This window comes from Furfurilactobacillus rossiae DSM 15814 (assembly GCF_000428925.1).
GTDB lineage: Bacteria > Bacillota > Bacilli > Lactobacillales > Lactobacillaceae > Furfurilactobacillus > Furfurilactobacillus rossiae.
This window is the reverse complement of the sequence record NZ_AUAW01000012.1, coordinates 1-21,567: the sequence shown is the minus strand read 5'-3', so window position 1 is coordinate 21,567 and position 21,567 is coordinate 1. Positions and strand designations below refer to the sequence as shown.

General features: G+C 46.2%; 15 protein-coding genes and 1 pseudogene. 5 read left to right on the top strand and 11 right to left on the bottom strand.

Annotated elements, in window-relative coordinates; translation table 11 throughout:
- On the top strand, positions 1-900 hold the full coding sequence (locus tag G400_RS0108545; protein ID WP_017260668.1) for a sensor histidine kinase: 900 nt from the start codon (positions 1-3) through the stop codon (positions 898-900).
- Here G400_RS0108545 and G400_RS15755 read toward each other — a convergent pair.
- The 5 genes from G400_RS15755 to G400_RS14865 all read right to left on the bottom strand — a co-directional run bounded on the left by G400_RS15755 (position 881) and on the right by G400_RS14865 (position 5,657).
- Positions 881-1,645 carry an ABC transporter permease gene (locus tag G400_RS15755; protein ID WP_017260667.1) on the bottom strand — a complete coding sequence of 255 codons (765 nt, stop codon included), beginning with the start codon at positions 1,643-1,645 and terminating at the stop codon, positions 881-883. The two genes, G400_RS0108545 and G400_RS15755, sit on opposite strands and share 20 nt — an antisense overlap.
- Position 1,646: 1 nt before the next feature.
- Positions 1,647-2,576: an ABC transporter ATP-binding protein gene (locus G400_RS0108535; RefSeq protein ID WP_017260666.1), complete on the bottom strand. Its 930-nt coding sequence runs from the start codon at positions 2,574-2,576 to the stop codon at positions 1,647-1,649.
- 179 nt (positions 2,577-2,755) lie between these two features.
- Positions 2,756-4,126, bottom strand: a complete 1,371-nt coding sequence (locus G400_RS0108530) for an FAD-dependent oxidoreductase (RefSeq protein WP_017260665.1) — start codon at positions 4,124-4,126, stop codon at positions 2,756-2,758.
- 187 nt (positions 4,127-4,313) lie between these two features.
- Positions 4,314-5,063 (bottom strand): sulfite exporter TauE/SafE family protein, encoded by a 750-nt coding sequence (locus G400_RS0108525; RefSeq protein WP_017260664.1) that lies wholly within the window; start codon positions 5,061-5,063, stop codon positions 4,314-4,316.
- Positions 5,064-5,078: 15 nt separating this feature from the next.
- Entirely contained in the window at positions 5,079-5,657 is a 579-nt protein-coding gene (locus tag G400_RS14865) for a YbhB/YbcL family Raf kinase inhibitor-like protein (RefSeq protein ID WP_017260663.1), read from the bottom strand.
- Positions 5,658-5,764: 107 nt separating this feature from the next.
- Here G400_RS14865 and G400_RS15750 point away from each other — a divergent pair, with 107 nt between their 5' ends.
- The 3 genes from G400_RS15750 (at position 5,765) to G400_RS14855 (ending at position 10,757) form a co-directional block, all read left to right on the top strand.
- On the top strand, positions 5,765-6,331 hold the full coding sequence (locus tag G400_RS15750) for a TetR/AcrR family transcriptional regulator (RefSeq protein ID WP_017260662.1): 567 nt from the start codon (positions 5,765-5,767) through the stop codon (positions 6,329-6,331).
- A gap of 638 nt (positions 6,332-6,969) precedes the next feature.
- Positions 6,970-9,684, top strand: a complete 2,715-nt coding sequence (locus tag G400_RS0108510; RefSeq protein ID WP_017260661.1) for an HAD-IC family P-type ATPase — start codon at positions 6,970-6,972, stop codon at positions 9,682-9,684.
- A gap of 119 nt (positions 9,685-9,803) precedes the next feature.
- The gene (locus G400_RS14855; RefSeq protein ID WP_017260660.1) at positions 9,804-10,757 is read left to right on the top strand and encodes a DNA/RNA non-specific endonuclease; all 954 of its coding nucleotides are present in this window, start codon (positions 9,804-9,806) and stop codon (positions 10,755-10,757) included.
- Between the two features lie 593 nt (positions 10,758-11,350).
- On the opposite strand, the gene G400_RS0108500 is transcribed toward G400_RS14855, so the two are convergent.
- Positions 11,351-12,745, bottom strand: a complete 1,395-nt coding sequence (locus tag G400_RS0108500; protein ID WP_017260659.1) for an FAD-binding oxidoreductase — start codon at positions 12,743-12,745, stop codon at positions 11,351-11,353.
- 146 nt (positions 12,746-12,891) lie between these two features.
- On the opposite strand from G400_RS0108500, the gene G400_RS15745 reads away from it, so the two are divergent.
- Complete coding sequence (locus G400_RS15745; RefSeq protein WP_017260658.1) at positions 12,892-14,007, top strand: TMEM175 family protein; 1,116 nt, start codon at positions 12,892-12,894, stop codon at positions 14,005-14,007.
- 173 nt (positions 14,008-14,180) lie between these two features.
- Here G400_RS15745 and G400_RS0108490 read toward each other — a convergent pair whose 3' ends face one another.
- The 5 genes and pseudogenes from G400_RS0108490 to G400_RS16655 all read right to left on the bottom strand — a co-directional run.
- A complete protein-coding gene (locus G400_RS0108490) occupies positions 14,181-14,720 on the bottom strand; it encodes a PadR family transcriptional regulator (protein WP_017260657.1) in 540 nt (179 codons plus the stop codon).
- Positions 14,721-14,763: 43 nt separating this feature from the next.
- Positions 14,764-15,300, bottom strand: coding sequence for a phenolic acid decarboxylase (locus G400_RS0108485; RefSeq protein ID WP_017260656.1), 537 nt, complete (start codon positions 15,298-15,300; stop codon positions 14,764-14,766).
- Positions 15,301-15,414: 114 nt separating this feature from the next.
- Complete coding sequence (locus G400_RS0108480) at positions 15,415-18,042, bottom strand: cation-translocating P-type ATPase (RefSeq protein ID WP_017260655.1); 2,628 nt, start codon at positions 18,040-18,042, stop codon at positions 15,415-15,417.
- A gap of 244 nt (positions 18,043-18,286) precedes the next feature.
- Positions 18,287-19,636, bottom strand: coding sequence for an amino acid permease (locus G400_RS0108475; RefSeq protein ID WP_017260654.1), 1,350 nt, complete (start codon positions 19,634-19,636; stop codon positions 18,287-18,289).
- Between the two features lie 908 nt (positions 19,637-20,544).
- Positions 20,545-21,564: pseudogene (locus tag G400_RS16655) on the bottom strand (MucBP domain-containing protein); the annotation flags it as partial.
- Positions 21,565-21,567 lie beyond the last annotated feature (3 nt).

Here is a 21,567-nt window from a genome sequence, read left to right as displayed (position 1 = left end):
ATGCTTATTATTTTCGTTATTATGACATTGCTCTGCCTACTGTTAATTTATTTACTAATTAGACAAACACTTGGTATCCAGCATATGACCCACAGTCTGACTTATATCAATCATCATCACACGAATGCAAACGTGACACTGCCAGTTAATTCGCGTGCATTAGCCAACCTAGCAAACGAAATCAACGTGAATTTAGATCGAACAAATTTACTAACCCGTCAACAAGTACTCAATGAACAAGAAATCCGCGCTGTTATGACTAATCTATCACACGATATCAAAACACCACTCGCTGTGGCCTCTGGCTACACTCAATTATTGCAACAGGAAGTTACATCTCTTGACGCAAATAAGTTAGCCAAAGTTGCGACAAGTTTAGCTACCGTTAGCGATTATCTCAAAACGCTAATGGATTTTAGTCTGTTAAACGAGAAAAGAATCAGCTTGAAGCCCGAACGTTTGAACATCTCCGACTTGTTACAAACGAATATCCTTTCTTTTTATGACATGTTCACGCAACGTCAACTGGAACCAAAGCTCACAATTCAACCAGACCTAATCTTGTTAACTGACAAGGCATTATTCAACCGTGCCTTACAAAATCTCATCAGCAACATGGCTAAATATGCGAATTCTGTCGCTTCAATCAGTGCGCAAACTGACGAAAACGGGCATCTTGTTCTCACATTCGTTAATGATACGAGTGACTCTTTCAACATCGAAGACATCAAACGTTTCAACACAAAAAATCCCAAGACCGGCACCGGTCTTGGGTTAAGTATTACTAAATCAATTTTAGAGCAACTTGGTGGCACATTTACCGTTGCCCATGACCATACGAAGAACCGCTTTAGTGTGACAGTCGTCTTCAACCCCGCAATCACAGTTCTTGATGATTAAGCGTCACGATTGTTAATAGCCATGCCACAATAATGATGCCAATTCCGACGCTTATGTACGGTGCCATCTGTGACCATTTCAAAAAACCTCCAGCAAAATCATTGACGGTTACGAAAAAGTTAACGTACTTCAACCAGTGCCAACCTGTCTCAGCCGCAAGTATTGAAATCGCAATCGGCCAAGCTGGAACCATCACACTCGCTAGAATAATGCTTTTAAACAGCGCTAAAACAAACGTTGCAACGGCAAAAACAACTGCCACTGCCACTGCGTCACTCACTGTATTGGTAAATAATGTTTGTAACACTTTCCCGGCCGATCCACCAGCCGGATAACCCTTAATTGAACCAGCAATCAGCACTGTAACAAAATAGGACAGCATCATAATAAAAATTGTCAGCAGCATAATCCCAAATTTTTCAACAACAAAGGTGAGTCGGCTGACGCCTGAAGTCAGTGTATTCTTGTATGTTTTTTGACTAAATTCATAACCAACAGTCACCACAAACACGACAATCAGTAGGAATAACACCACACTCACAGACAGTGAGGCAGCCATCATTGCGTGAATCAAAGTCCATTTACCAGTACGAAGTGTGTCAATCAAATTCATATTAACATCGACACCGCCAACATTTTTGCTAACGGCTGAGCTTATGCCCATCAAAATAATCGCTAACAACGTCAAGTAGATTCCTTTGGTGCGCATTAATCTATACGTGTCCGCTCTAAATAATCGTCCCATCTTAGTTAGCCTCCTGTTTATTGGCGTCAGTAATTAATTGCGTATAGTAGCTTTCTAAGGAGCCCTCGCGCCTTTCAATTTCCGACACACGAACGCCCGCCGTAAGCAATTCACGATTGATTAATCCCGCGTCAGCAACCAAGTTATAAATCATTACATGTTTATCATCGATAACAGTAAACTTACCTACCCTTAGCCGATCTAACACTTGTGAGGTTGTATCAACGTTATCGACATGAACCATCAAGCCGGATTGGTTTGCTTCATCCATCGAGGTCTTATCGATTTCTTTGATCAAACGGCCTCGATGGATGAAGCCAAACCTAGTAGATACTTGATATAATTCCGTTAAAATATGGCTGGAAATTAAAATCGTCATTTGACTGGCTTGGTTTAATTGCTTTAGCAGTCGTCTAAACTCGATGATACCTTCTGGATCAAGTCCGTTGATCGGTTCGTCGAGAATCAAAAGATCAGGCTTACCCAGTAATGCAATACCGAGTCCTAAACGTTGGCGCTGTCCTAACGACAGTTTTTGTGCTTTAGATTTTTCCTTTTCGCTTAACCCAACCAATTCAATCGTGTCATCAACTTCATCAGGATTAACAATTCCTTTTTGTTTGGCCACCAAACGCAGGTTTTGCATCACTGTCAAATGTGGAAAGAACGCTGGTGCTTCAATAATTGTCCCCACACGATTAAGTGTTTCACGATATTTCGGGCCAGATGTTTGGCCCAATAAGGTAATAGTTCCCTTTTGAAGTGGTGATAATCCCGTTATCAGCCGCATAATGGTTGTTTTACCGGCACCATTTTCACCAATAAGACCGTAGATATCTCCTCGATTAATTGTTAAATCAACATCATCCAATGCTTGATGTTTACCAAACCGTTTAGAAACATGTTGCAATTGAAGTGCTATTTCAGTCATTTTTTCTTCCCCCTCTACATAAACCATTATGATAGGTATTCGTAAACCAACTCTTAACCAATCATTAATTAACCCTTAATTCAGCTTTATTCAGTAAAGCATATTTCATATGTACAGCAAAAGGCCACTGAGAATTTTCATCTCGGTGGCCTTCGTTTTATCTTATAATGTTTCAGCTTTTAGAATCGTGCCCAACCCAATGCATGTTGAGCCGCCAAGTTCAACAAACTCCATTGACGGTCAAAACCAGGCTGGAAGAAGAAGTCAGCAGTGGCTAAATCTTCCAATGTCAGTTTGTGCGCAACAGCTAAAGCAATCACGTTGCCTTGAGCAGTGATGTCGTACTTGGACAGAACGGCGCCACCAAGGATTTGGTGCGTCAGTGGATCAAACGTCAAACTCGTGTAAACATCCGTATTACCAGCACTTTCCGGGACATAGGCTGGCCGTAAGGTATCCTGATAAGCACTGGTTGCAACTGGCACATCAACTTTAGCGGCAGTAGTGGTGTTCAAACCAGCCGCGGCAAAGTGATAATCAAACACACTTAATGCAGAAGCGCCAACGACTCCTTTGAATGGGGCAGCGGGTGTATCTTCAAAGATGTGATCAACTACGTACTGAGCTTCTCGACGAGCGGTGGTTGCTAATGCAATGGGCATTGGCTTACCGGCTGGGATAGACAATGGCAGGATCGCATCCCCCATGGCATAGACATCAGGCAAATTCGTTTGTAAGTAAGGGTTAACATCGATAAAGCCACGGTCTGTTAAGTTAACTGTGCCTGACAGCCAAGCCGTATTTGGTTTAACGCCAGCCGCACAAATAACGAGATCAGCTGGATAAGTCTTGTCAGCGGTCTTTACACCAGTAACAGACTTGTCCCCTTCAAACGACTTAATCGACTGAGACAAGGCCAATTCAACACCCTTGCTAGTCAACTCTTTAGTGACAACGTCAGTCAAATTTTCGTTGAGATAGTTGCCTAATGGGCGGTCAATCATGTCCATTAATGTGACGTGCTTGCCAGCCTCAGTAAAGACTTCGGCAGCTTCAATTCCGATGTATCCAGCACCGATGACGGTAACGTTCTTAATGCTATCATCCGTAGTGGCCGCCTTGATCTTGCTTGCCCAATCGTAACCACGCATTGCGTAGATGCCATCTAAATCGTGACCTGGAACTGGCAAAACCGTTGGCGTTACACCAGAGCTCAAAATCAGCTTGTCATAAGCGACTTGCTCAGTCTGACCAGACTTAACATCCTTCACGCTGACTTCTTTCTTATCTGCGTTAATGGCTGTAACTTCGTGATTATTGAACACGTGGCCACCCTTGCTGGTGATATCTTCCGGTTTAAAGTTACGGACGTCTTCTTGAGCAGTTACCTTGTCCTCTAAGAATAATTCCATCCCACATGACATGAATGAGACAAAATCACCTGCTTCATAAATCGTGACATCCACGTCCCGATATTTATCCAACAGTTCAATTGCTGATTCGTGACCACCGTGTGATGCACCGACAATAACGATTTTTGTTTTACTCATAAATAGTTAACCTCCATCGTATGTTTTAGAATCATTCTAATTCTTCTAACACACATACTGTAAAACTTACACGTTTTTGATGCAAGACCCACTCACAAATTTAAACACGCAAAAAGCCGATAGCATCAAAGCTATCGGCCAATTTAAATTTTTTACAATTTATTTTTCTGCTATTTAGACAAACGGATTAAAGAATCATCCTCAAGCCCATGATAACTAGCAATAAGCCCATCATTGGCTGCAAAACCAAGTTTAACACCCGTTTGTTTAACCGGTTAATGATAATTGGAGCTAATGCTGCACCAATGATTGCTCCAATCATGAGGCCGAAACCAATGGACCAATCCACGTGACCACTAGACATGTGAAAGAGCAGCCCGATCAGCGTCGTACCGACTAACACGTATGAAGAGGTTGCGGCGGCGTGCACGGTATCCAATCCCATAAGCAATAGGCCAGCCAAGATTGGACCGCCACCACTTAACCCGGCAACACCCACCATCAGTCCACTTAAGATACCAAACGCAATCGCTTGAATCCGTTTGGTACCACCGTTTGCTGTTTTATTCCGGTGTGGCAAATACTGACGTGCAATAATCTGGACGCCAAGCAACACCAAGATAATCGCGATCACCCAGGTATAGATTTTGGTCGGTATAAACGGTGACAACAAAGAACCAACGATAGTCGCAGGCAACGCTGCCAGTAACATTCGATTACCAACTTTGGCTTCTACATTACCCGTGCGATAATGACTGTAGGCGCCGACACACAACGACGGAAAAGCCGTAAATAGTGAAGTTGCAGCCGCTACAGCAGCCGGCAAGTGAAAGATGCCAGTTAATACGCCTAAATAAATAGCCGCGCCACCACCACCCATCGAAATCACCAGGGTGCCAATAATAAAACCAGTAATAATTAACTCAATCCACAACATGCTTTATCCTTCTCTCTAAACAACCTCATCAGCCTCGCTCTGTTTGTCGGTCGAAGCCTTGGTGTATAGCAAGTTTTGAAACGCCATTTCTGTAATGTCATCGTCGTTCACATGCGTCATCAGATCAGCCAAAGAAAAACTTTGTTGTAATCCCAACGGTTGAGCGAACCCATAAACGGTCAATTGATAGTGATGCGTTCCCGATTTTGGCCGTGGACCGGCGTAGTGTTGTTCCAGCCATATATGTTGAGCGCGCAACTTCCACCACGGTGCCCGTAAATCCTGAATGACAGAGTGCAAACTGTTTTCACCCTGAGGCACGTTCGTGTGGCGACTAAAATCTGCCGGCACAATTAAGGACTGCCCTTCAACGGGCACATCGGCAACCACCCAATGTGTCCACGGAAAACCAAACATGGCCACCGTATCGTAGTCAATCAACTTCCACGCCACCACCTTGGTAGCATTATTAATGTCATGAATCTCAAACGGAAATGATTGCGGGGTCACCCCTTCGATTTTTCCCGAAGCAATCGCATTGCCACCATACTGATCAGGAATTGTCCTATCTGAAAACGGAAATCGTAATTTCATTATTCAAAACTCACATCTCTTTTTTATTTTACACTTTGTAAGTATAATTTACATGTTGTAAAATGTAAATATAAACAAACCACTTTCTATGAAGGAGTCATTAATTCATGGTTCAAAAACGCGATTTATCTGCTGAAAAAATCATTCAAACAGCCACAGATCTTATTAAAGCTGACGGTGCTGATGCCGCTACGTTTGGCAACATCGCCAAGGCGCTTAACTGTCGAACGCAGGCCCTTTACTTCTACTTCAAAAACCATAACGACCTGTTGCTTGGTGTGGCAACGAACTTTTTTGCCACCCTGAATCATGAAGTCCAAACGGCCTGCTTCGATTTAAATGGTCGAGAGGCGCTAATCAAAATGGCCACCACCATCCGTAACTATGGCCGCCAAAATTTGGACCTATCACTAGCGGTGATGCGAACGTCTGGACTGCCCGACCACCTGTCCGCTTTCAATGAGACACGTCATTTATCTGAAATGATGCAACGGTACATTGGCGACTTTGTCAGTGATCCCGTACAACAGCTATCCATCTCCCGTGGTGTCCGGGCCATAATCATCGGTGAAGTCGTCAGCGAAAGTGTCGGCTGGTTTACGAACCCTGCTATCGATCGCGATGACAGTTTTGTCGACAATCTGATGCGGCTGTTCGATGAGTCACAAAAGTAGATATCTGCGTGGACCTGCCTTTGCACTGGCAAGTACCACGTCGTACCCGTTACGCTGACTTGAAACGTCGTTCCCTGGGACCGGTCTCAGCCCCAAAGTCCGGGTCTTCAACCTCGACTTTGAACCCACAAACCAGGTTTCAAAGCTCGTCCTACAACACTAAATGGCTAAAACCACGCCATTAAGTGTTGTTTTCACGAAACTCTGTTTCAAGTCAGCTCCACTCCTGTCAGAAATATCCTTTCGTCCACTAAACTCGTGGGATGAAAGGATGTTTTTGTGAACTTTACTGCTAGATTAGCTGGAGGGCGTCAACAGTGATACCGAGCCGTGAAGGTAACATTAATTCGGTGGTCCTGCCGAATTTAGGTTACGGACGGTCGTGAAGACTCATGTTTAGAGGCTTCACGGCGGGGTGAAAGACTCTGGTCCTCAAGAGGCTTGAACCGGTCCCACGGCGAGTGTGTCACTGTTGACAACCGCAAGCGACAAGTCACCACAAACAGAACCTTAAATCATCAATAAGGTTTTACTATGTAGCCATTATATTTCGAAACGATATTGCTTTAATGATAGTAAGCTGACATGATATACTTTTCTCACTAAAACTAACTCAATTCAGAAGGAGTCTTCATTTAATGTCACAGAACCCAAATACCGCACCTGATGCACCTGACCCCAAACCTAGTCCTGTCTATGTACAAACGGAAACCGAGGTTTTGGATCACTTCCATAGTGATCTCGAAACAGGTCTAACAGCCGCAACTGCCGCTGATCGACTGGCCAAGAATGGGCCAAATGAACTGACAGCTCATGTCACACCAAAATGGTTGATATTCCTACGTCAGTTTAACAACGTAATTATCTACATTCTGCTGTTTGCGGCTGCTTTTACCCTTTTCATTCGTCACTATTCCGACGCCGTCGTTATCGGTCTGGTAGTTATCATTAATGCCTTGATTGGCTACTTTCAGGAAGTTAATGCCAGCAACGCGCTTGATAAGATCAAGTCGATGTTGTCTACCGAAGCCACTGTTATTCGGGACAGTGCACGGACAGATGTGCCGGCCACCGAGTTAGTAACTGGGGATATTGTCTATCTGGAAGCGGGTGACAATGTCCCTGCCGACATGCGAATTCTCGACTCTGATAATCTACGGATTCAAGAATCGGCTTTGACCGGTGAACCAGATTCTGTGCTCAAGAACTTTGACCCACTGAAAGACAGTAAAACGCCGCTAGCTGAGCGTGAAAACATGGCCTACGCCAGTACTGCCGTGACCAATGGGAGTGCTACTGGTATCGTCACGGCAACTGGACACGACACTGAACTTGGTCAAATTGCCGATGATGTAACGGATGTTAAACAAACCAAAACGCCATTGATGAAGGAACTCGATCGTTTGGGAACCTGGATTTCCTACTTCATCATCGCCGTTGCCATTGCACTGTTTATCTTTGGTTGGGCGCGTCACTTATACGCATTGCCAACCCTTGCGCTAGCAATCATCACCATGATTGTGGGTTCCCTGCCTGAAGGGTTGCCGGCTTCAACTTCCGTCATCCTCGCGATGGGCGTGAACACGATGGCGCGCAATAAGGCAATCGTTAAAACATTGCCATCCGTGGAAACGCTAGGTGCTGTCGACATTATCGCCACGGATAAAACTGGGACGTTAACGAAGAACGAAATGACAGCTCAGGATATCATTACTAAGGATCATCAGTATCAAGTTACGGGAACTGGCTATCAACCTAAAGGTCAAATTGTGGCAAATGGTCAACCAGTTAACGTTCAGGATGACCCAGTCTTGAAAGAACTGTTAATTAGCGGTTTCGAAGCCAACGACACCATGTTACAAGAAGAAGATGGTCAGTGGATTCTAAACGGTGAGCCGACAGACGGTGCCTTTCTGACGCTGTACCACAAGGGCTGCGGCATGGACGAACCTGCGTTTGAGGAACTGGATCGCATTCCGTTTGACTCTGACTATCGTTACATCGCCCGCCTCAGCGTCCGTGAAGACGGTCAACATGAAGTGTTCGTAAAGGGCGCGCCTGACAAGCTTTATGAAATGGCGCAGGCTGCGGACCCAACGTTTAATGTCGATCACTGGAACGACGTCATTCACGACTTAACTACTCAAGGCAAACGTGTTGTGGCGGTTGGCCGTAAACTCGTGGGCAAAGATATTAGCGAAGTTACACACGAAACCTTGCGCGATGGTGTCGACTTTCTCGGAATCGTCGGGATTATTGACCCGCCACGTGAAGAAGTTATTGATGCGTTAAAAGAAATGCGGACAGCCGGGGTCAAAGTTAAAATGATCACCGGTGACCATCCCGACACGGCAACTGCCATTGGTCGTCAACTAGGTTTGGCAGACAACATCCAAACCATCACAGGCGCGGAGTTAGACGACATGTCACCTGACGAACTCCGTGCCAACATCAATCGGTACGATGTGTTTGCCCGCACAACTCCAAGCAACAAACTGGCCATTATCAAGGCCTACCAGGAAAACGGGAAGATTACGGCGATGACCGGTGATGGTGTCAACGATGCGCCCGCTTTGAAACGCGCTGATATCGGTGTCGCGATGGGGATCAAGGGAACCGATGTAGCCAAGGATGCGGCAGATATGATTTTAGTCGACGATAACTTTACGACGATGACAAAGGCCATTCGTGAAGGCCGGCGACTTTACGACAACATTAAGAAGACCATCGCCTTCCTGTTGCCAACGAGTTTCGCCGAAGGTTTAATTGTCGCGTTCAGTATTTTGATGCAACAAAAACTACCTTTAGTGCCAACGCAATTGCTTTGGATCAACATGGTTTCAGCCGTCACAATTCAGTTTGCGTTCATTTTTGAACCCGCAGAACAAGGCATTATGCAGCGGCGACCGCGGAAAACTGGTTCAACCCTGATGAACAAACATGACGTGTTCCAAATGGCCTATGTATCCGTCTTAATAGCGGCGATGGGACTGTGGGCGTTTGACTGGCTCACCAATAACGGCGTCAGCCAAGTCATTGCCAGCACGATTACCGTTAACGTCATTGTGTTAGGCAAGGTGTTCTACCTGTTCAACATTCGCAGTCCACATCTGGCCTTCTCAAAGAACTTCTGGACGAACAAAATGGCGTTTGTCGTCATTGCCGCACTGATGTTGCTGCAACTCGCGCAAGCGTACATTCCGTTTATGCAGGATATCTTCAAGACTGGTCCAATGAGTTGGAGTCAATGGGGATTGGCGATCGTCGCCGGGTTTGTCACGTTAGTTGTTACTGAAGCCGACAAGATTATTCGGATGCAGTGGCACAAACGGAAACAACCACGCATGAACTAACAACACTTAATTTACAAAAGAGGCAGTACCGTCAATTTTGTTGACAGTACTGCTTTTCGTTTGCCATGCGAGTAAACTATTAGGTGGCAGACAAGAACAAATAAAATAAGGATTGAATCATGAAAAAGAAACATTTCAAACTAAAGCAGCGTAAGCTCGTTACCGCCTTCGCAACCATTGCAGTGTTAGTGTTCGGTTACTTCTTTTCGACTAATAACACCGAGGTCAAGGCCTTTACCCATGGCCCCCGCCAAGTCACCACAATGCGCCGTCATTACCGTCACTGGACCAAACAAGCTGAAAACTGGTTCAGCAGTAATTCAGGCAGTACACAAACGACGCCGACTACCGCCGATGTGCCCCGTGACGCGACGGACAGCCAGTTACTGGCACTACAATTCGATGCGAATAAGTATCCAGAAAACTACGTCAGTTTGGGCAAATCAACCTTAACCAATTTACAAATTCATGATGCCTTAGAGCACAACCATGAACAAGCCTGGTACACGATTGACTCGCCAGACACGTTGGGGCGCAGTCAAGCAGGTCAGGCATTAGTCACTTACAACAGTGTCAGCGCCACAGCCGCCATGAAGCGACCTTCCTTTGCTGAAAGCGCTGATCCAACGGGATACGAAGGCAACAATCGCATTGCTCAGTTAAACGGTTATCGCGGTTATTTCTACAACCGTTCCCACACGTTGGCGTGGTCGTTAGTTGGTAATCTTGGCGGACCCGACACCAGTAGCAATGCCATCATGCAGCGCAACAACTTAACGACTGGCACTCGTGCCCAAAACGTTGGTACAAACGGACGTAGCCAAAGCACTGCCGGTGGGATGGCTTACGCTGAAACCGCAATTCGTGACTTTGTCAGAGAACGGCCAAACATCCCCGTCTACTACGTTGTCACGCCGCTATATCAAGGCAACGAACTCGTTCCCCGCGGCACTCATGTTCAGGCAGTCAGCACAACGGATAACGGCCAAGCCCTCAACATTAACGTCTACGTATTCAATGCTCAGAATGGCGCCACCATCAACTATGCCGATGGTAGTTGGACACAAAGCTAACATGTGTCATTAATGCATTACACCGCTCCACTGACCTGAAACGCCGTTCCCTGGGATCGGTCTCAAACCGCACAAGCCACGGTTTTCCACCTCGATTCTGAGCCACAGCCCGTCTCAGAAGTCGTCCCGTAACACTACGCGGCCAAATTCTCGCCGCCAAGTGTTACCGACACGGAACTCTGTTTCACGTCAGTTCCGCTCACATTGCACATGATAAAACAGCTAGTCTGTTCCACCCATATAATTAAAAAACATAGTTCAATGCAAACTGAGACAGGACAGGAGACTTGCAACTATCCAAGCTGGAGGGCGTCAACAGTGATACCGAGCCGTGAAGGTAACGTTAATTCGGTGGTTTTCCGAATTTAGGTTACGGACGGTCGTGAAGACTCGTTTTGGGAGGCTTCACGGCGAGGTGAAAGACCGTGAACTTCGGGCTTGAACCGGTCCCACGGCGAGTGTGTCACTGCTGACAACCGTAGGCGACAGCGAAATCTAGATTCAAATCCAAAAACGACCTGCACAGGGTTAATGATCTAAACCTTGTGTAGGTCGTTTTCTATAGTCGCATCAAAGATGTAGCAACTGTGTGCTTAATTGATTTTCCGTTTTGGATTCAGGATGCCCATCGGATCAAGCAACGACTTGATTTGGTGTTGAACCATGTCAACATCATCGCCGAGTTCTTCGTTGACCCACTGGTTCTTCAACATACCAACCGCATGCTCACCAGAAATCGTCCCACCGAGTGCCAAGGCTTTGCGGAACATCAGTTGCAGTGCCTTGATAACATTGTCCGGCACCTCCGTTTGTTCCTTAGGCCAAACGATACTTGGGTGAACGTTACCATCACCAGCATGGCCAGCGGTAAAGATTTGTACGTGAAGTTGATCGGCTACTTCGCTGACGTAATCCATCATTGGTGCTAGTTTAGACATCGGCACGGCCATATCTTCCATAACGTGATTGTGTCCGGCAAAGACCGCTGGTAACATGTCTTGCCGCAACTTTTCGATGGCCTTCATCTCGGCGTCGTCGGAAGTCACATGAATGTGTTGTGCGCCATGATCGTTCAACACTTTTTCAGTAACCTTTAACGCTTCGTCGCCACCAACGTCCAAACGAAGAATCAGCATCGCACCACTATTGTCAGCGTAACGCGTGCCCTCATACTTATCCAAAGCCGCAACCGTGTTAGCATCCAAAGCCTCCAACATTGCTGGATAAACACCAGATGCCCGCACTTCCGTCACTGCCTCTGACAGTTTGGTCATGTTATCGAAGAAAGCCAACCCCATCACCGCGTGTCCAAGCGGAATTGGGAATAACTTCACTGTGATTTCAGTAATGATGCCCAGCGTACCTTCCGAACCAACGAATAGGTGCGTCAGGTCATAGCCAAACGCCTGTTTAAACGTCCGACCGCCTAACTTGAGTTCACGGCCGTCAGCTAAGACAACCTTCAAACCCAAAACAGAATCACGGGTGGCACCATATTTAACAGTGCTCATCCCACCAGCGTTGGTTGAAGCATTACCACCAATTGCAGAAATCGGCCGCGAACCAGGGTCGGGTGCATAAAACATGCCAACTTTATTGGCTTCATCGTTCAACGTTTGATTGATTACACCCGGTTGGACAACTGCCACTGAATCCTCACGGCTGATGTCCAAAATCTTATTCATGCGAATCGTTGACAACATGATGGCGCCAGCTTCTGCATCAGAACCAGAAACCGTGCTCGTCGCCGTTGTTTGTGGAATAACCGGAATATGAAACCGGCGGGCTACGCTCAAAACGCCCTTCACGTCTTCCGTATCGCCCACCTCAACGTAGGCTAATAAGTCGCCATCCGCATCACCGATGCCGTTAGGGTCATTCTTGTGTTTAGCCAGACTATCTGCGTCCGTGTACACGTCAGCGTGTGGTGTTGCTTGCTTTAAAGCATCTAAGATTTCATCTTGTGAATATGCACTAAATACTGCCATCTAAGTCGCTTCCTTACAAAATGTTAGTTACTTACACCGATTACCATAAATTTCTTCATCTCAAATGGCAAACATTTGTGTTTATCGATTTGTGAACAGCATAAACGTGTACAATCAAACTAAACTATTCTTATCGAGGAGCAGTTATGGATAAGCTTAAAGTGCGGCTTGATGCATTCAGTGATGCCATCATCGCCATTATTATCACCATCATGGTACTTGATTTGCACGGCGTCGTGACAGATTCGCCATCTGCCTATTTATCATTAGCAAAGGAAATTGGCATCTATTTTATTAGTTTCTTCTACGTCGCTAACATGTGGTACTCGCACGCCACGGCGTTTGACGAAATTGATTCGATGACCTATCGCATTCTAATTATGGACTTCGTGTTTCTGGCGGCATTGTCATTGATGCCATTGTTCACCAGCATGATGGCCACTAATACGACCAGAGTAACCGTGATGGCTTACGGAGTCTTATCCGCAGTTGTCAATGTCCTCTTCCGTTTTCTCACCCAGTCGATCATTCATTTTGAATACACCAACAAGTCAGATATGGCGCAGGTCTACATCAAAATATTCGGCTTTAATAACCGAATTCAAATGGCAATTAGTATTGCAGCCATCATTCTCGCTTACTTTAAACCCACGTGGGCCATCATTTTCTTTCTCGCCTACCCAATCTGGAACTTTCTGAGCAGTAGCAGTGATCGTCAGGAAATGTACGACGTTGAGCAATTAACACCGGATCAACGAAAAGACTTTCTTGATTTCTCCACGGCTGACCGTAAAGCTTTCCGAGAACAGCAAGAAAAAATCACAGCTATGTTGAAAGCAAACGCAGAGGGAGCGGTTCTTGAAGACGATACTCAAAACGTGAACTCGCAAACATTGCCAGTTGATGTGGCTGCAGATAGTTCGACCAGTCAGCCTGCTTCGACCCAGACTTCGCAAGCATCAGCACTGGTGACATCGCAAGCTAAAGCAACCGATATTAAACAGACAACTCGCGCACCAAGAACACCTCGTCCCAACCCCCATCGTCGTAACTATTGGCAGCAATGGTTGGATCAAAGTGACGATCCCCAGCTACAAGAACAACTACGCCAAGGCGGCCGTTTGACCCAGATTCAAAAACAGCAATGGGAATCTTGGTTTAAAGAACAGCGTCAAAAGGATCCACGTTTGCAGCGTCAAACACAGCAAGCACGCAAGCAGGCTCAAAAACAAGCTCAACGGCAGGCTCGTAAGCAGAAATAGAGGTATTCTGAGTGACCGCGTTACTAGCCAGCTATAAAACCAAGTACTTGTCATAGACGCTTTCAAACAAAACAAACAGCCTTTATGAGGACCAACATTCCCCATAAAGGCTGTTTCGTTATCTACATGCTATCCAGTTTCTAACAATCAGCCTTGATTCAGGCCCAAATTAGTTACTTCGACCCAGCTAGTGTTCGTTGTAGCCAATCGACATTGTTTTCTTCTCGTTCAATGGCGCGGGTCAAAATCAAAAAATGACCATATTGTCGATCAATCTGAGCATCCTTGGAAAAAAGTTGTTGCTGTCGTTGTCGCAAATGGCTCAACTTTTTCGTGTGCAATTCTACCTGCGTCCGCAATATTTTCGCCAATGTTGGACTGTGACGATCATGAATAAAGTAGAGCTTCAATGAGCTCAACGCATCATTTTCAGCTGTAATTGGTTCGTGCAACCAAGCCAATAGGTGGTCGTGACCAGCTATTGTGATGTCATAGCGAATAACCTTAGCATCCTCATCCACGCGCTCAGTGGCAATTTCGATCCAACCATCCGTCAACATCCGTTTTAATTCTGGGTAAATTTGACTATGCGAGGCCTGCCAAAATTCGCCAATTTCTGTTTGGAATTCATTTTCGATGTCACGACCGGACATGTTGGGATGATTATCTAATAAACCCAAAATAACGTTTGGCAAAATTCTTGGTTTCGGCATAACACACACTCACAATCTATCGTTTACTTGAAGCCATTATAAACTACTTGCGAATGCGCTGGTAGTTGTCGTCAAAGTAGCGGCCTGCGCGAATATCATCAGTCATCCCATCGTATGGTGCTTCATTGATGACAGATTCGTTATTTTGACCTGCTTCACCTACATATGTGATGGACGCAAATTCAGGCACCACTAACTTAGGATACGTTTCATACTTTTCACGAGATTCTTCCATCAAATCAATGTGCTCATTTTGGAAGGTCACCGTGATTTCTGGATGTTCCTCAACCCACTTAGGGAAGAAAATCGTCCCGTGCATTTTATTATCATTTGGCATAAAGTCCAACGCCACATCAGTCCCGGTTGGCTCCGTCCAGGTGACTTTGTAAACGCCTGGCACTAACATCACGATGTCAGCCTGCTGATCCTTTACCCAACGACCTGCGACCATCCCACCATGAATTCGATAATCAACGGTGTGATCGTTTTTAGCGTACCATTCGTACTCCCAGCCATTGTCGTACGTGTAAATAAAGTGGGTGCCCAAGAAATCATCTAGTGTTACAAACTTTTTTGTCATAATTAATTGCCTCTTTTTTATTATTGTCGATAACGACACAAACTATATTATGTCGTTATCGACATAAAGTCAACAAAAAAACTCACTAATCATAAAACTAGTGAGTTTTTATACCTATTCTGTTACCACTGATTCTGAACGTTTACGCCAATCCAATCGCTTCAATCCTTCTAGAATAGTGGTTGGGATAAGCGTAGCAACAAGACTAATCAGCCATTGCAATGGCGTTAAACTGGTTAGTCCAAAGGCACCTTGCAAAGCAGGTACGAGAGCAATCAGAATGATGATTGCTGCCGCAACGCCTAATGCGAGGTTGAGTGAGTGGTTTGCTCTAATTGACGCCCACGTCATTGGTTCACGTCGTTTGATTGGGTAAATATCAATCATTGACCCTAGTGCCAAGACAAGAAACAACATTGTGGAGCCAACGACAGCTTTGTTATCCGTTAAGCCAAAGCGGCCCAATGCGTAGATGCCTAGCGTAAGTACCGTGTAGATACCGGCCCGCCACGCCATTCGTTTGCCAAGTCCGTTTGCAAAAATACTCTGCTCATTTGGAATTGGTGGTCGTTTCATTGCTGATCTTTCACCTGGTTCGCGGGCTAGGTAGAAACCAGGAATCCCATCGGCCAGCACGTTAATTAACAGCAATTGTTCTGCAATCAGCGGCGCACCCCAACCCATTAACACGCTACCAATCATTAAGAAGATTTGGGCGAAGTTAACGCCGACTAAAAATTCGACGGCCTTAAGGATGTTTTGGTAAATCGTCCGCCCAGAATCAACAGCATCAATAATCGTAGCAAAGTTATCATCAGTCAGGATGACATCAGCCGCCCCCTTCGCCACTTCGGTTCCTGTGATGCCCATTGCCACACCAACATCGGCGGCTTTTAATGCGGGCGCATCGTTGACACCATCACCGGTCATTGCCACAATTTTGCCATGACTCTGCCAAGCATTCACAATTCGAATTTTGTCCTCAGGTGACACTCGGGCAAACACGCTGACCCGTTCGACCTTGTCGGCCAGTTCTTCATCACTCCAAGCGTTCAACTCGCGGCCAGAAACGGCTAGGTCACCTTCGCGGTAAATCCCAATTTGCTCAGCAATCGCCCTGGCAGTCTCCTTGTGGTCACCCGTGATCATCACTGGCTTGATGCCAGCCTCACGTGCTTGTTGAACAGCCGGTGCAGCTTCAGGTCGTGGTGGGTCAATCAGACCAATAATTCCTGCAAAGGTTAGGTCTCTTTCTAGCTTCGTCCAGTCACGCCCTGGGTCACTGTCAAAGACACGGTACCCGACGGCCAACACACGCAGTGCATCATGTGCAAACGCGTCATGTACATTGTCCAAACGTTGACGCTCTGTCTGGGAAAGTTTAACCGGTAAACGATCCACAGCACCTTTGACAATCAGCAAAAATTTACCTTCTCCCGTTTCATGAAGGGTCGCCATGGACTTCACATCCGATGAAAATGGCCGTTCTGCCACACGTGGTGCTTCTTGTTCGAATTCGTTTCTCGATAAACCGTGCTGCTGCATTAACCGAACGATAGCCAGTTCGGTCGCATCACCAGTGGTCTGTTCGCCATCATCCGTGGCGACAATGGTAGCATTCGTAGCCAGACCAAAATAGCGTAATAGTCGTGTTGCAGATACATCGAGTTCACCATTGCGACTAATGTCAGCCGGTTGCTCACCAGGCACCCACAGCCGCGTAATCGTCATCTGGTTCTGTGTTAAGGTCCCCGTCTTATCCGAAGCGATCACATCAATGCTACCGATTGTTTCAACGGCACTGATTTGACGAATAATCGCATTCCGTTTGGCCATTTTCTGGACACCGACAGCCAAACTGATGGTCACAATCACTGGCAACGTTTCCGGAACTGCCGCTACAGCTAGTGAGACACCCATCATCAAATTGTCAGCAACGCTGCCCAACTGCTGTGTCATGCTGAGCATAAAGATCAGTACCCCACCAGCAATGGCAACACCAGTTAGGGTTAAGGCCAACCGTGACAACCGTTTTTGCAACAACGTCTGCTTTGGCTTGGTCTTATTCAATAAACCAGCAATTTCACCGAGCTCCGTCGCCATCCCAATGGCCGTGACAATCATCGTCCCTGATCCGCGAGTAACCGACGTACCAGCAAATACCCGGTTAACTTGATCACCGATTGATTCGACATCCTTACCGTTGCCGGTCAGTGACTTTTCAACCGCTTCGCTTTCACCCGTTAAAATGGCTTCATCCACAGCTAGTGCTGTCACGCTTTCTAGCAGTCCATCAGCTGGCACCCGGTCACCGGCGTTAAGAAGCACAACGTCGCCAACGACAATATCAGCTGCTGCAATCTCCTGTACGGTACCATCACGTCGTACTTTGGCCGTTGGCACACTCATTTGCTTCAGTGCTGCCAACGCCTTTTCTGCGCTTTGCTCCTGATATAACCCAATCGCAACGTTTAAGATGACGATCGCCCCGATAACGATCGGCTTAGTCCAACCGCCATCGAGCGCAATTGCCATATAGGTGGAGATCCCAACGGCAACCAGCAAAATAATGGCTGTAATTTCCGTTAACTGTTGAAGTAGCTTCCGCCAAATACTCGGTGGCTTTTGTTCCTGTAATTCATTCTTACCGTCAAGTGCTTGACGGTCCTTAACTTCTTTGGCGCTTAATCCCTGATGGATAAAGTCACGCCGTTCTTCTTTAGTGTGTGCAATCTGGTTCATCGCCTCAGTCCTTTCTCATTCTAACTTCGGTGGAATCGATCGCTACATAACCGCTGTCATGCACGACTCGTTGCAATAATTTTAACAAACGCAAATGAAGACGCGCAAAGTTAACGCCTATGAAAGCCATAAAAAAAGATTGCAGCTCACTGATTGCCGTTTGGCGGTTTCCACCACTACAACGGTATCAAACTGAGTCACAATCTTATCTCACATTAATTTATAAACTAAAACTCAATGATAATCAGGGTTCTTTCACGACAATCCGGCCGATTAACATCAACGCCAGTATGATAGCACCGGCGCCAAACACCATCCACCAACGCTGAGGATCGAAAAACAGTCCAACGATGACGAGACCAAAAAAGACCAACGTTATCCAATCACTAATAGGAAAGAACGGCATTGCGAATAGTTGACTGGGATGCTTCGTTTGTCGGCGATAACGCAAGTGGCACACGATAAGTGCCATCCATACAACAATAAAGTTAATCGTCGACATACTGGCCACTAGCGTAAAGACGGTACCTGGCAGTAGGTAATTTAAAAGCACAGTTAGTAACAGAATAAAGGCTGAAACAAGCATTGCCGGCTTAGGCACGTTAAACCGGTTAACCTTTTTGAGCCGCTTCGGTGCGCCACCCATGTTAGCTAAGACAAATAACGTCCGACTTGTACTAAATAAGGCACTATTGGCCGCTGACAAAGCCGCAGTCAATACCACAAAGTTGATTACACCAGCAGCCGCTTTAATTCCTAGACCATTAAATACTTGTACAAATGGGCTGCTGTGAACTGGCAACTGTTGCCATGGATAGATAATCATCATCGCAAACAATGCGCCAACGTAAAACAAAATCATCCGAATTGGCAAACTGTTGATTGCTCGAGGCAACTCCTTTTGCGGGTTGGCCGTTTCACCGGCAGTCAGTCCCAACATCTCAATACCGGTAAAGGCGAAGATAACCAGCGTAAATGAGGTCAAGAAGCCCGACCAACCGGTGGCGAAGAAACCACCGTGCTGCCACAATCGCGCTAAATCAGCCGTGTGCCCATTAACGTTTACTTGCGTTATTAGCAAAATGACCCCAACGGCAATTAACGCCACAATGGTGACCACCTTGATCATCGCAAACCAGTATTCCAACTCACCAAACGCGCCAACAGACATCAAATTGACCAAAACGAGGAGGCCAATAATTATCAGTGGTGGTAGCCATTGGGGCAAGCCCGGCCACCAGTATTTTAAGTAAATACCAGTTGCCGTTAAATCAGCCATGGCCAGGCTCAACCAGCACAACCAGTAAATCCAGCCAATGACAAAACCTGCGCGTTTGCCAAGGTATGTTTGAATAAAGTCCAAAAAAGAGGTTTTCTTCAAATCAGACAGCAACAACTCACCCAGAGCTCGCATCATTAAATAACAAAAGAAACCACCGATGGCATAGGCTAAAATGATGGCCGGTCCAGCCTGATGAATCGCACTACCAGAACCCAAGAATAGGCCAGTACCAATCGTGCCGCCCAGCGCAATCATTTGAATGTGACGGTGTGTTAGCTTACGAGCAAGTTGTTTGGGCGGTGTCTGTGCCATGATGTTTCCTTTCCTATCCGTTCATTTTTTGTAAAAGAGATGCAATTTACTCTACGCTAACTCGTTTTCGGACGCAACCCATCAAAAAGCACTGACTGTAATTGTCACTTGGTACACCAATTACAGTCAGTGCTTTCAATTAAGATGGAAAATTACTTTTTAGACCGTTTTTTAAACATGTAGAATCCTGTAAATGTTACTAACAGCGCGAGGACCCCAATAGTAACTAGTGCTTCCGTGCGTTGACCCACGAACGGTAAACCACCTGAATCCTTTTTAACTGGTGACTTAACCGCTGGTTCGCCGGGATCAGTCTGCGCCATTGCCGGCTGATTACCTGCTAGTGCTTGACCTGAATCATGCGTGGCAGTCGCTTCTTCAACAGAAGACGTTGACTGTTCAGTACTAGATTCACCACTCGTCATCCCCGATTGTTGAACTTCACCCAGCACATCGGTTATTGGATAGCCTTGTGATTGACCACTAGTTAACTGGTTATCAGTATTTGCGTTACCAGTCATTGCTTGTTGTTGATTATTTGAATTTTCATTTCCAGTGTCAGCATTTGAAGTTGTTGTCCCTGTTCCATTGCCAGCCACACTCGAACTATCTGAATTACTGGCATTGCCGTTTCCACCGCCAGTGTTAGAACCGTTGTTGACGTCGTTACCGTTTGATTCAGCATCAGAACTGTCCGTGTTAGAACTACTGTTGCCTGATTCCGAACTACCAGAACTGGATTCACCACCTGGATTTGATGGCTCAGTCGGATCGGATGGCTCCGGCGTCGGTTCCGGATCTGGATCTGGCTTAGGATCTGGTACGGGTGATGGCTCCGGATCTGTTGGATCTGGGTCTGGATCTGGTTCACCAGGCGTTGGGTCTGTTGGATTAGCTCGATAAATATAAGTTACCGTGCCACCGCCTTCTGGGATGTCTCCATTAGCGGCCAGACCAGCGGCATCTATCCTAACAAAGCTATATCCGTTAAATTCACGTTGGTTTGTTTGATACGGTTTACCCACTTGTTGACCCTCTGGATATGTTGCAACCGCACTACCCAGCAAGTCGCCATCTTCCGTTTTGTATTCAACCTTCACATTTGGCAAAGCATCATCAGCGTCGCCATAAACGAACGTTACCTGTTTGTCCGCTTCTTCTAACGTACCCGTCGCAGGGTCACTGTCCTCCGTCGTAAATAGATAGGTCAGTGGCCGAAAATCACGTGGACTAGCTTCATACCGTTCACCAACTGCCTGACCATTTGGATAATCTGCTTCGTGACTATCCAGTTTCTCGCCGTCAACCGTCTGATGAGTCACGTGAACACGTCCACACTTTGCTGGGTCATCTTCTTTCGAATAAACATACGTTACTGTGCCACCCTCGGCGGTCAGATAACCACTCTCTGGCAGGCCATCGCTGGATATTTCTTTGAAACTGTATCCCTCAAACGTATACTTAGTCGTTTGATAACGCCCACCAACAACCTGCTCGTCTAAGTAGTTGGCCTCTTCGGAGTCCTTTAACTCCTTAGGTTCAGCATCATCGGTGACATAACGAACCATCACTTTGCCAGCAGGTTCGGGATCGGGATCAGGCGTTTCGGTGGCCTTGTAGATGTAGTAAACATCTCCGTCGTCGGCCGTCAATGTACCAGTAGCCGCTAAACCTTTTTCCTCATCTACTTTCACGAATTCGTACCCATCAAAATCGCGTTTCTCGGTCGTGTACTTTTTACCGACATGTTGACCATCCGGATAATCCGCTATGGCACTGCCTAGTGATTTACCGTCTTCCGTTTGGTAATGAACGATAATTTTGCCAGCAGGTTCTGGATCTGGCTCTACTGCCTTGTAGATGTAGTAAACGTCACCGCCGTCAGCTGTCAATGTACCATTTGCTGCTAGGCCCTTTTCTTCATCCACTTT

What these genes read in the sequence shown, in the direction of transcription:
- G400_RS0108545 (WP_017260668.1), top strand. Translation starts at nt 1, where the DNA reads ATGCTTATTATTTTCGTTATTATGACATTGCTCTGCCTACTGTTAATT.
- G400_RS15755 (WP_017260667.1), bottom strand. Translation starts at nt 1,645, where the DNA reads ATGGGACGATTATTTAGAGCGGACACGTATAGATTAATGCGCACCAAA.
- G400_RS0108535 (WP_017260666.1), bottom strand. Translation starts at nt 2,576, where the DNA reads ATGACTGAAATAGCACTTCAATTGCAACATGTTTCTAAACGGTTTGGT.
- G400_RS0108530 (WP_017260665.1), bottom strand. Translation starts at nt 4,126, where the DNA reads ATGAGTAAAACAAAAATCGTTATTGTCGGTGCATCACACGGTGGTCAC.
- G400_RS0108525 (WP_017260664.1), bottom strand. Translation starts at nt 5,063, where the DNA reads ATGTTGTGGATTGAGTTAATTATTACTGGTTTTATTATTGGCACCCTG.
- G400_RS14865 (WP_017260663.1), bottom strand. Translation starts at nt 5,657, where the DNA reads ATGAAATTACGATTTCCGTTTTCAGATAGGACAATTCCTGATCAGTAT.
- G400_RS15750 (WP_017260662.1), top strand. Translation starts at nt 5,765, where the DNA reads ATGGTTCAAAAACGCGATTTATCTGCTGAAAAAATCATTCAAACAGCC.
- G400_RS0108510 (WP_017260661.1), top strand. Translation starts at nt 6,970, where the DNA reads ATGTCACAGAACCCAAATACCGCACCTGATGCACCTGACCCCAAACCT.
- G400_RS14855 (WP_017260660.1), top strand. Translation starts at nt 9,804, where the DNA reads ATGAAAAAGAAACATTTCAAACTAAAGCAGCGTAAGCTCGTTACCGCC.
- G400_RS0108500 (WP_017260659.1), bottom strand. Translation starts at nt 12,745, where the DNA reads ATGGCAGTATTTAGTGCATATTCACAAGATGAAATCTTAGATGCTTTA.
- G400_RS15745 (WP_017260658.1), top strand. Translation starts at nt 12,892, where the DNA reads ATGGATAAGCTTAAAGTGCGGCTTGATGCATTCAGTGATGCCATCATC.
- G400_RS0108490 (WP_017260657.1), bottom strand. Translation starts at nt 14,720, where the DNA reads ATGCCGAAACCAAGAATTTTGCCAAACGTTATTTTGGGTTTATTAGAT.
- G400_RS0108485 (WP_017260656.1), bottom strand. Translation starts at nt 15,300, where the DNA reads ATGACAAAAAAGTTTGTAACACTAGATGATTTCTTGGGCACCCACTTT.
- G400_RS0108480 (WP_017260655.1), bottom strand. Translation starts at nt 18,042, where the DNA reads ATGAACCAGATTGCACACACTAAAGAAGAACGGCGTGACTTTATCCAT.
- G400_RS0108475 (WP_017260654.1), bottom strand. Translation starts at nt 19,636, where the DNA reads ATGGCACAGACACCGCCCAAACAACTTGCTCGTAAGCTAACACACCGT.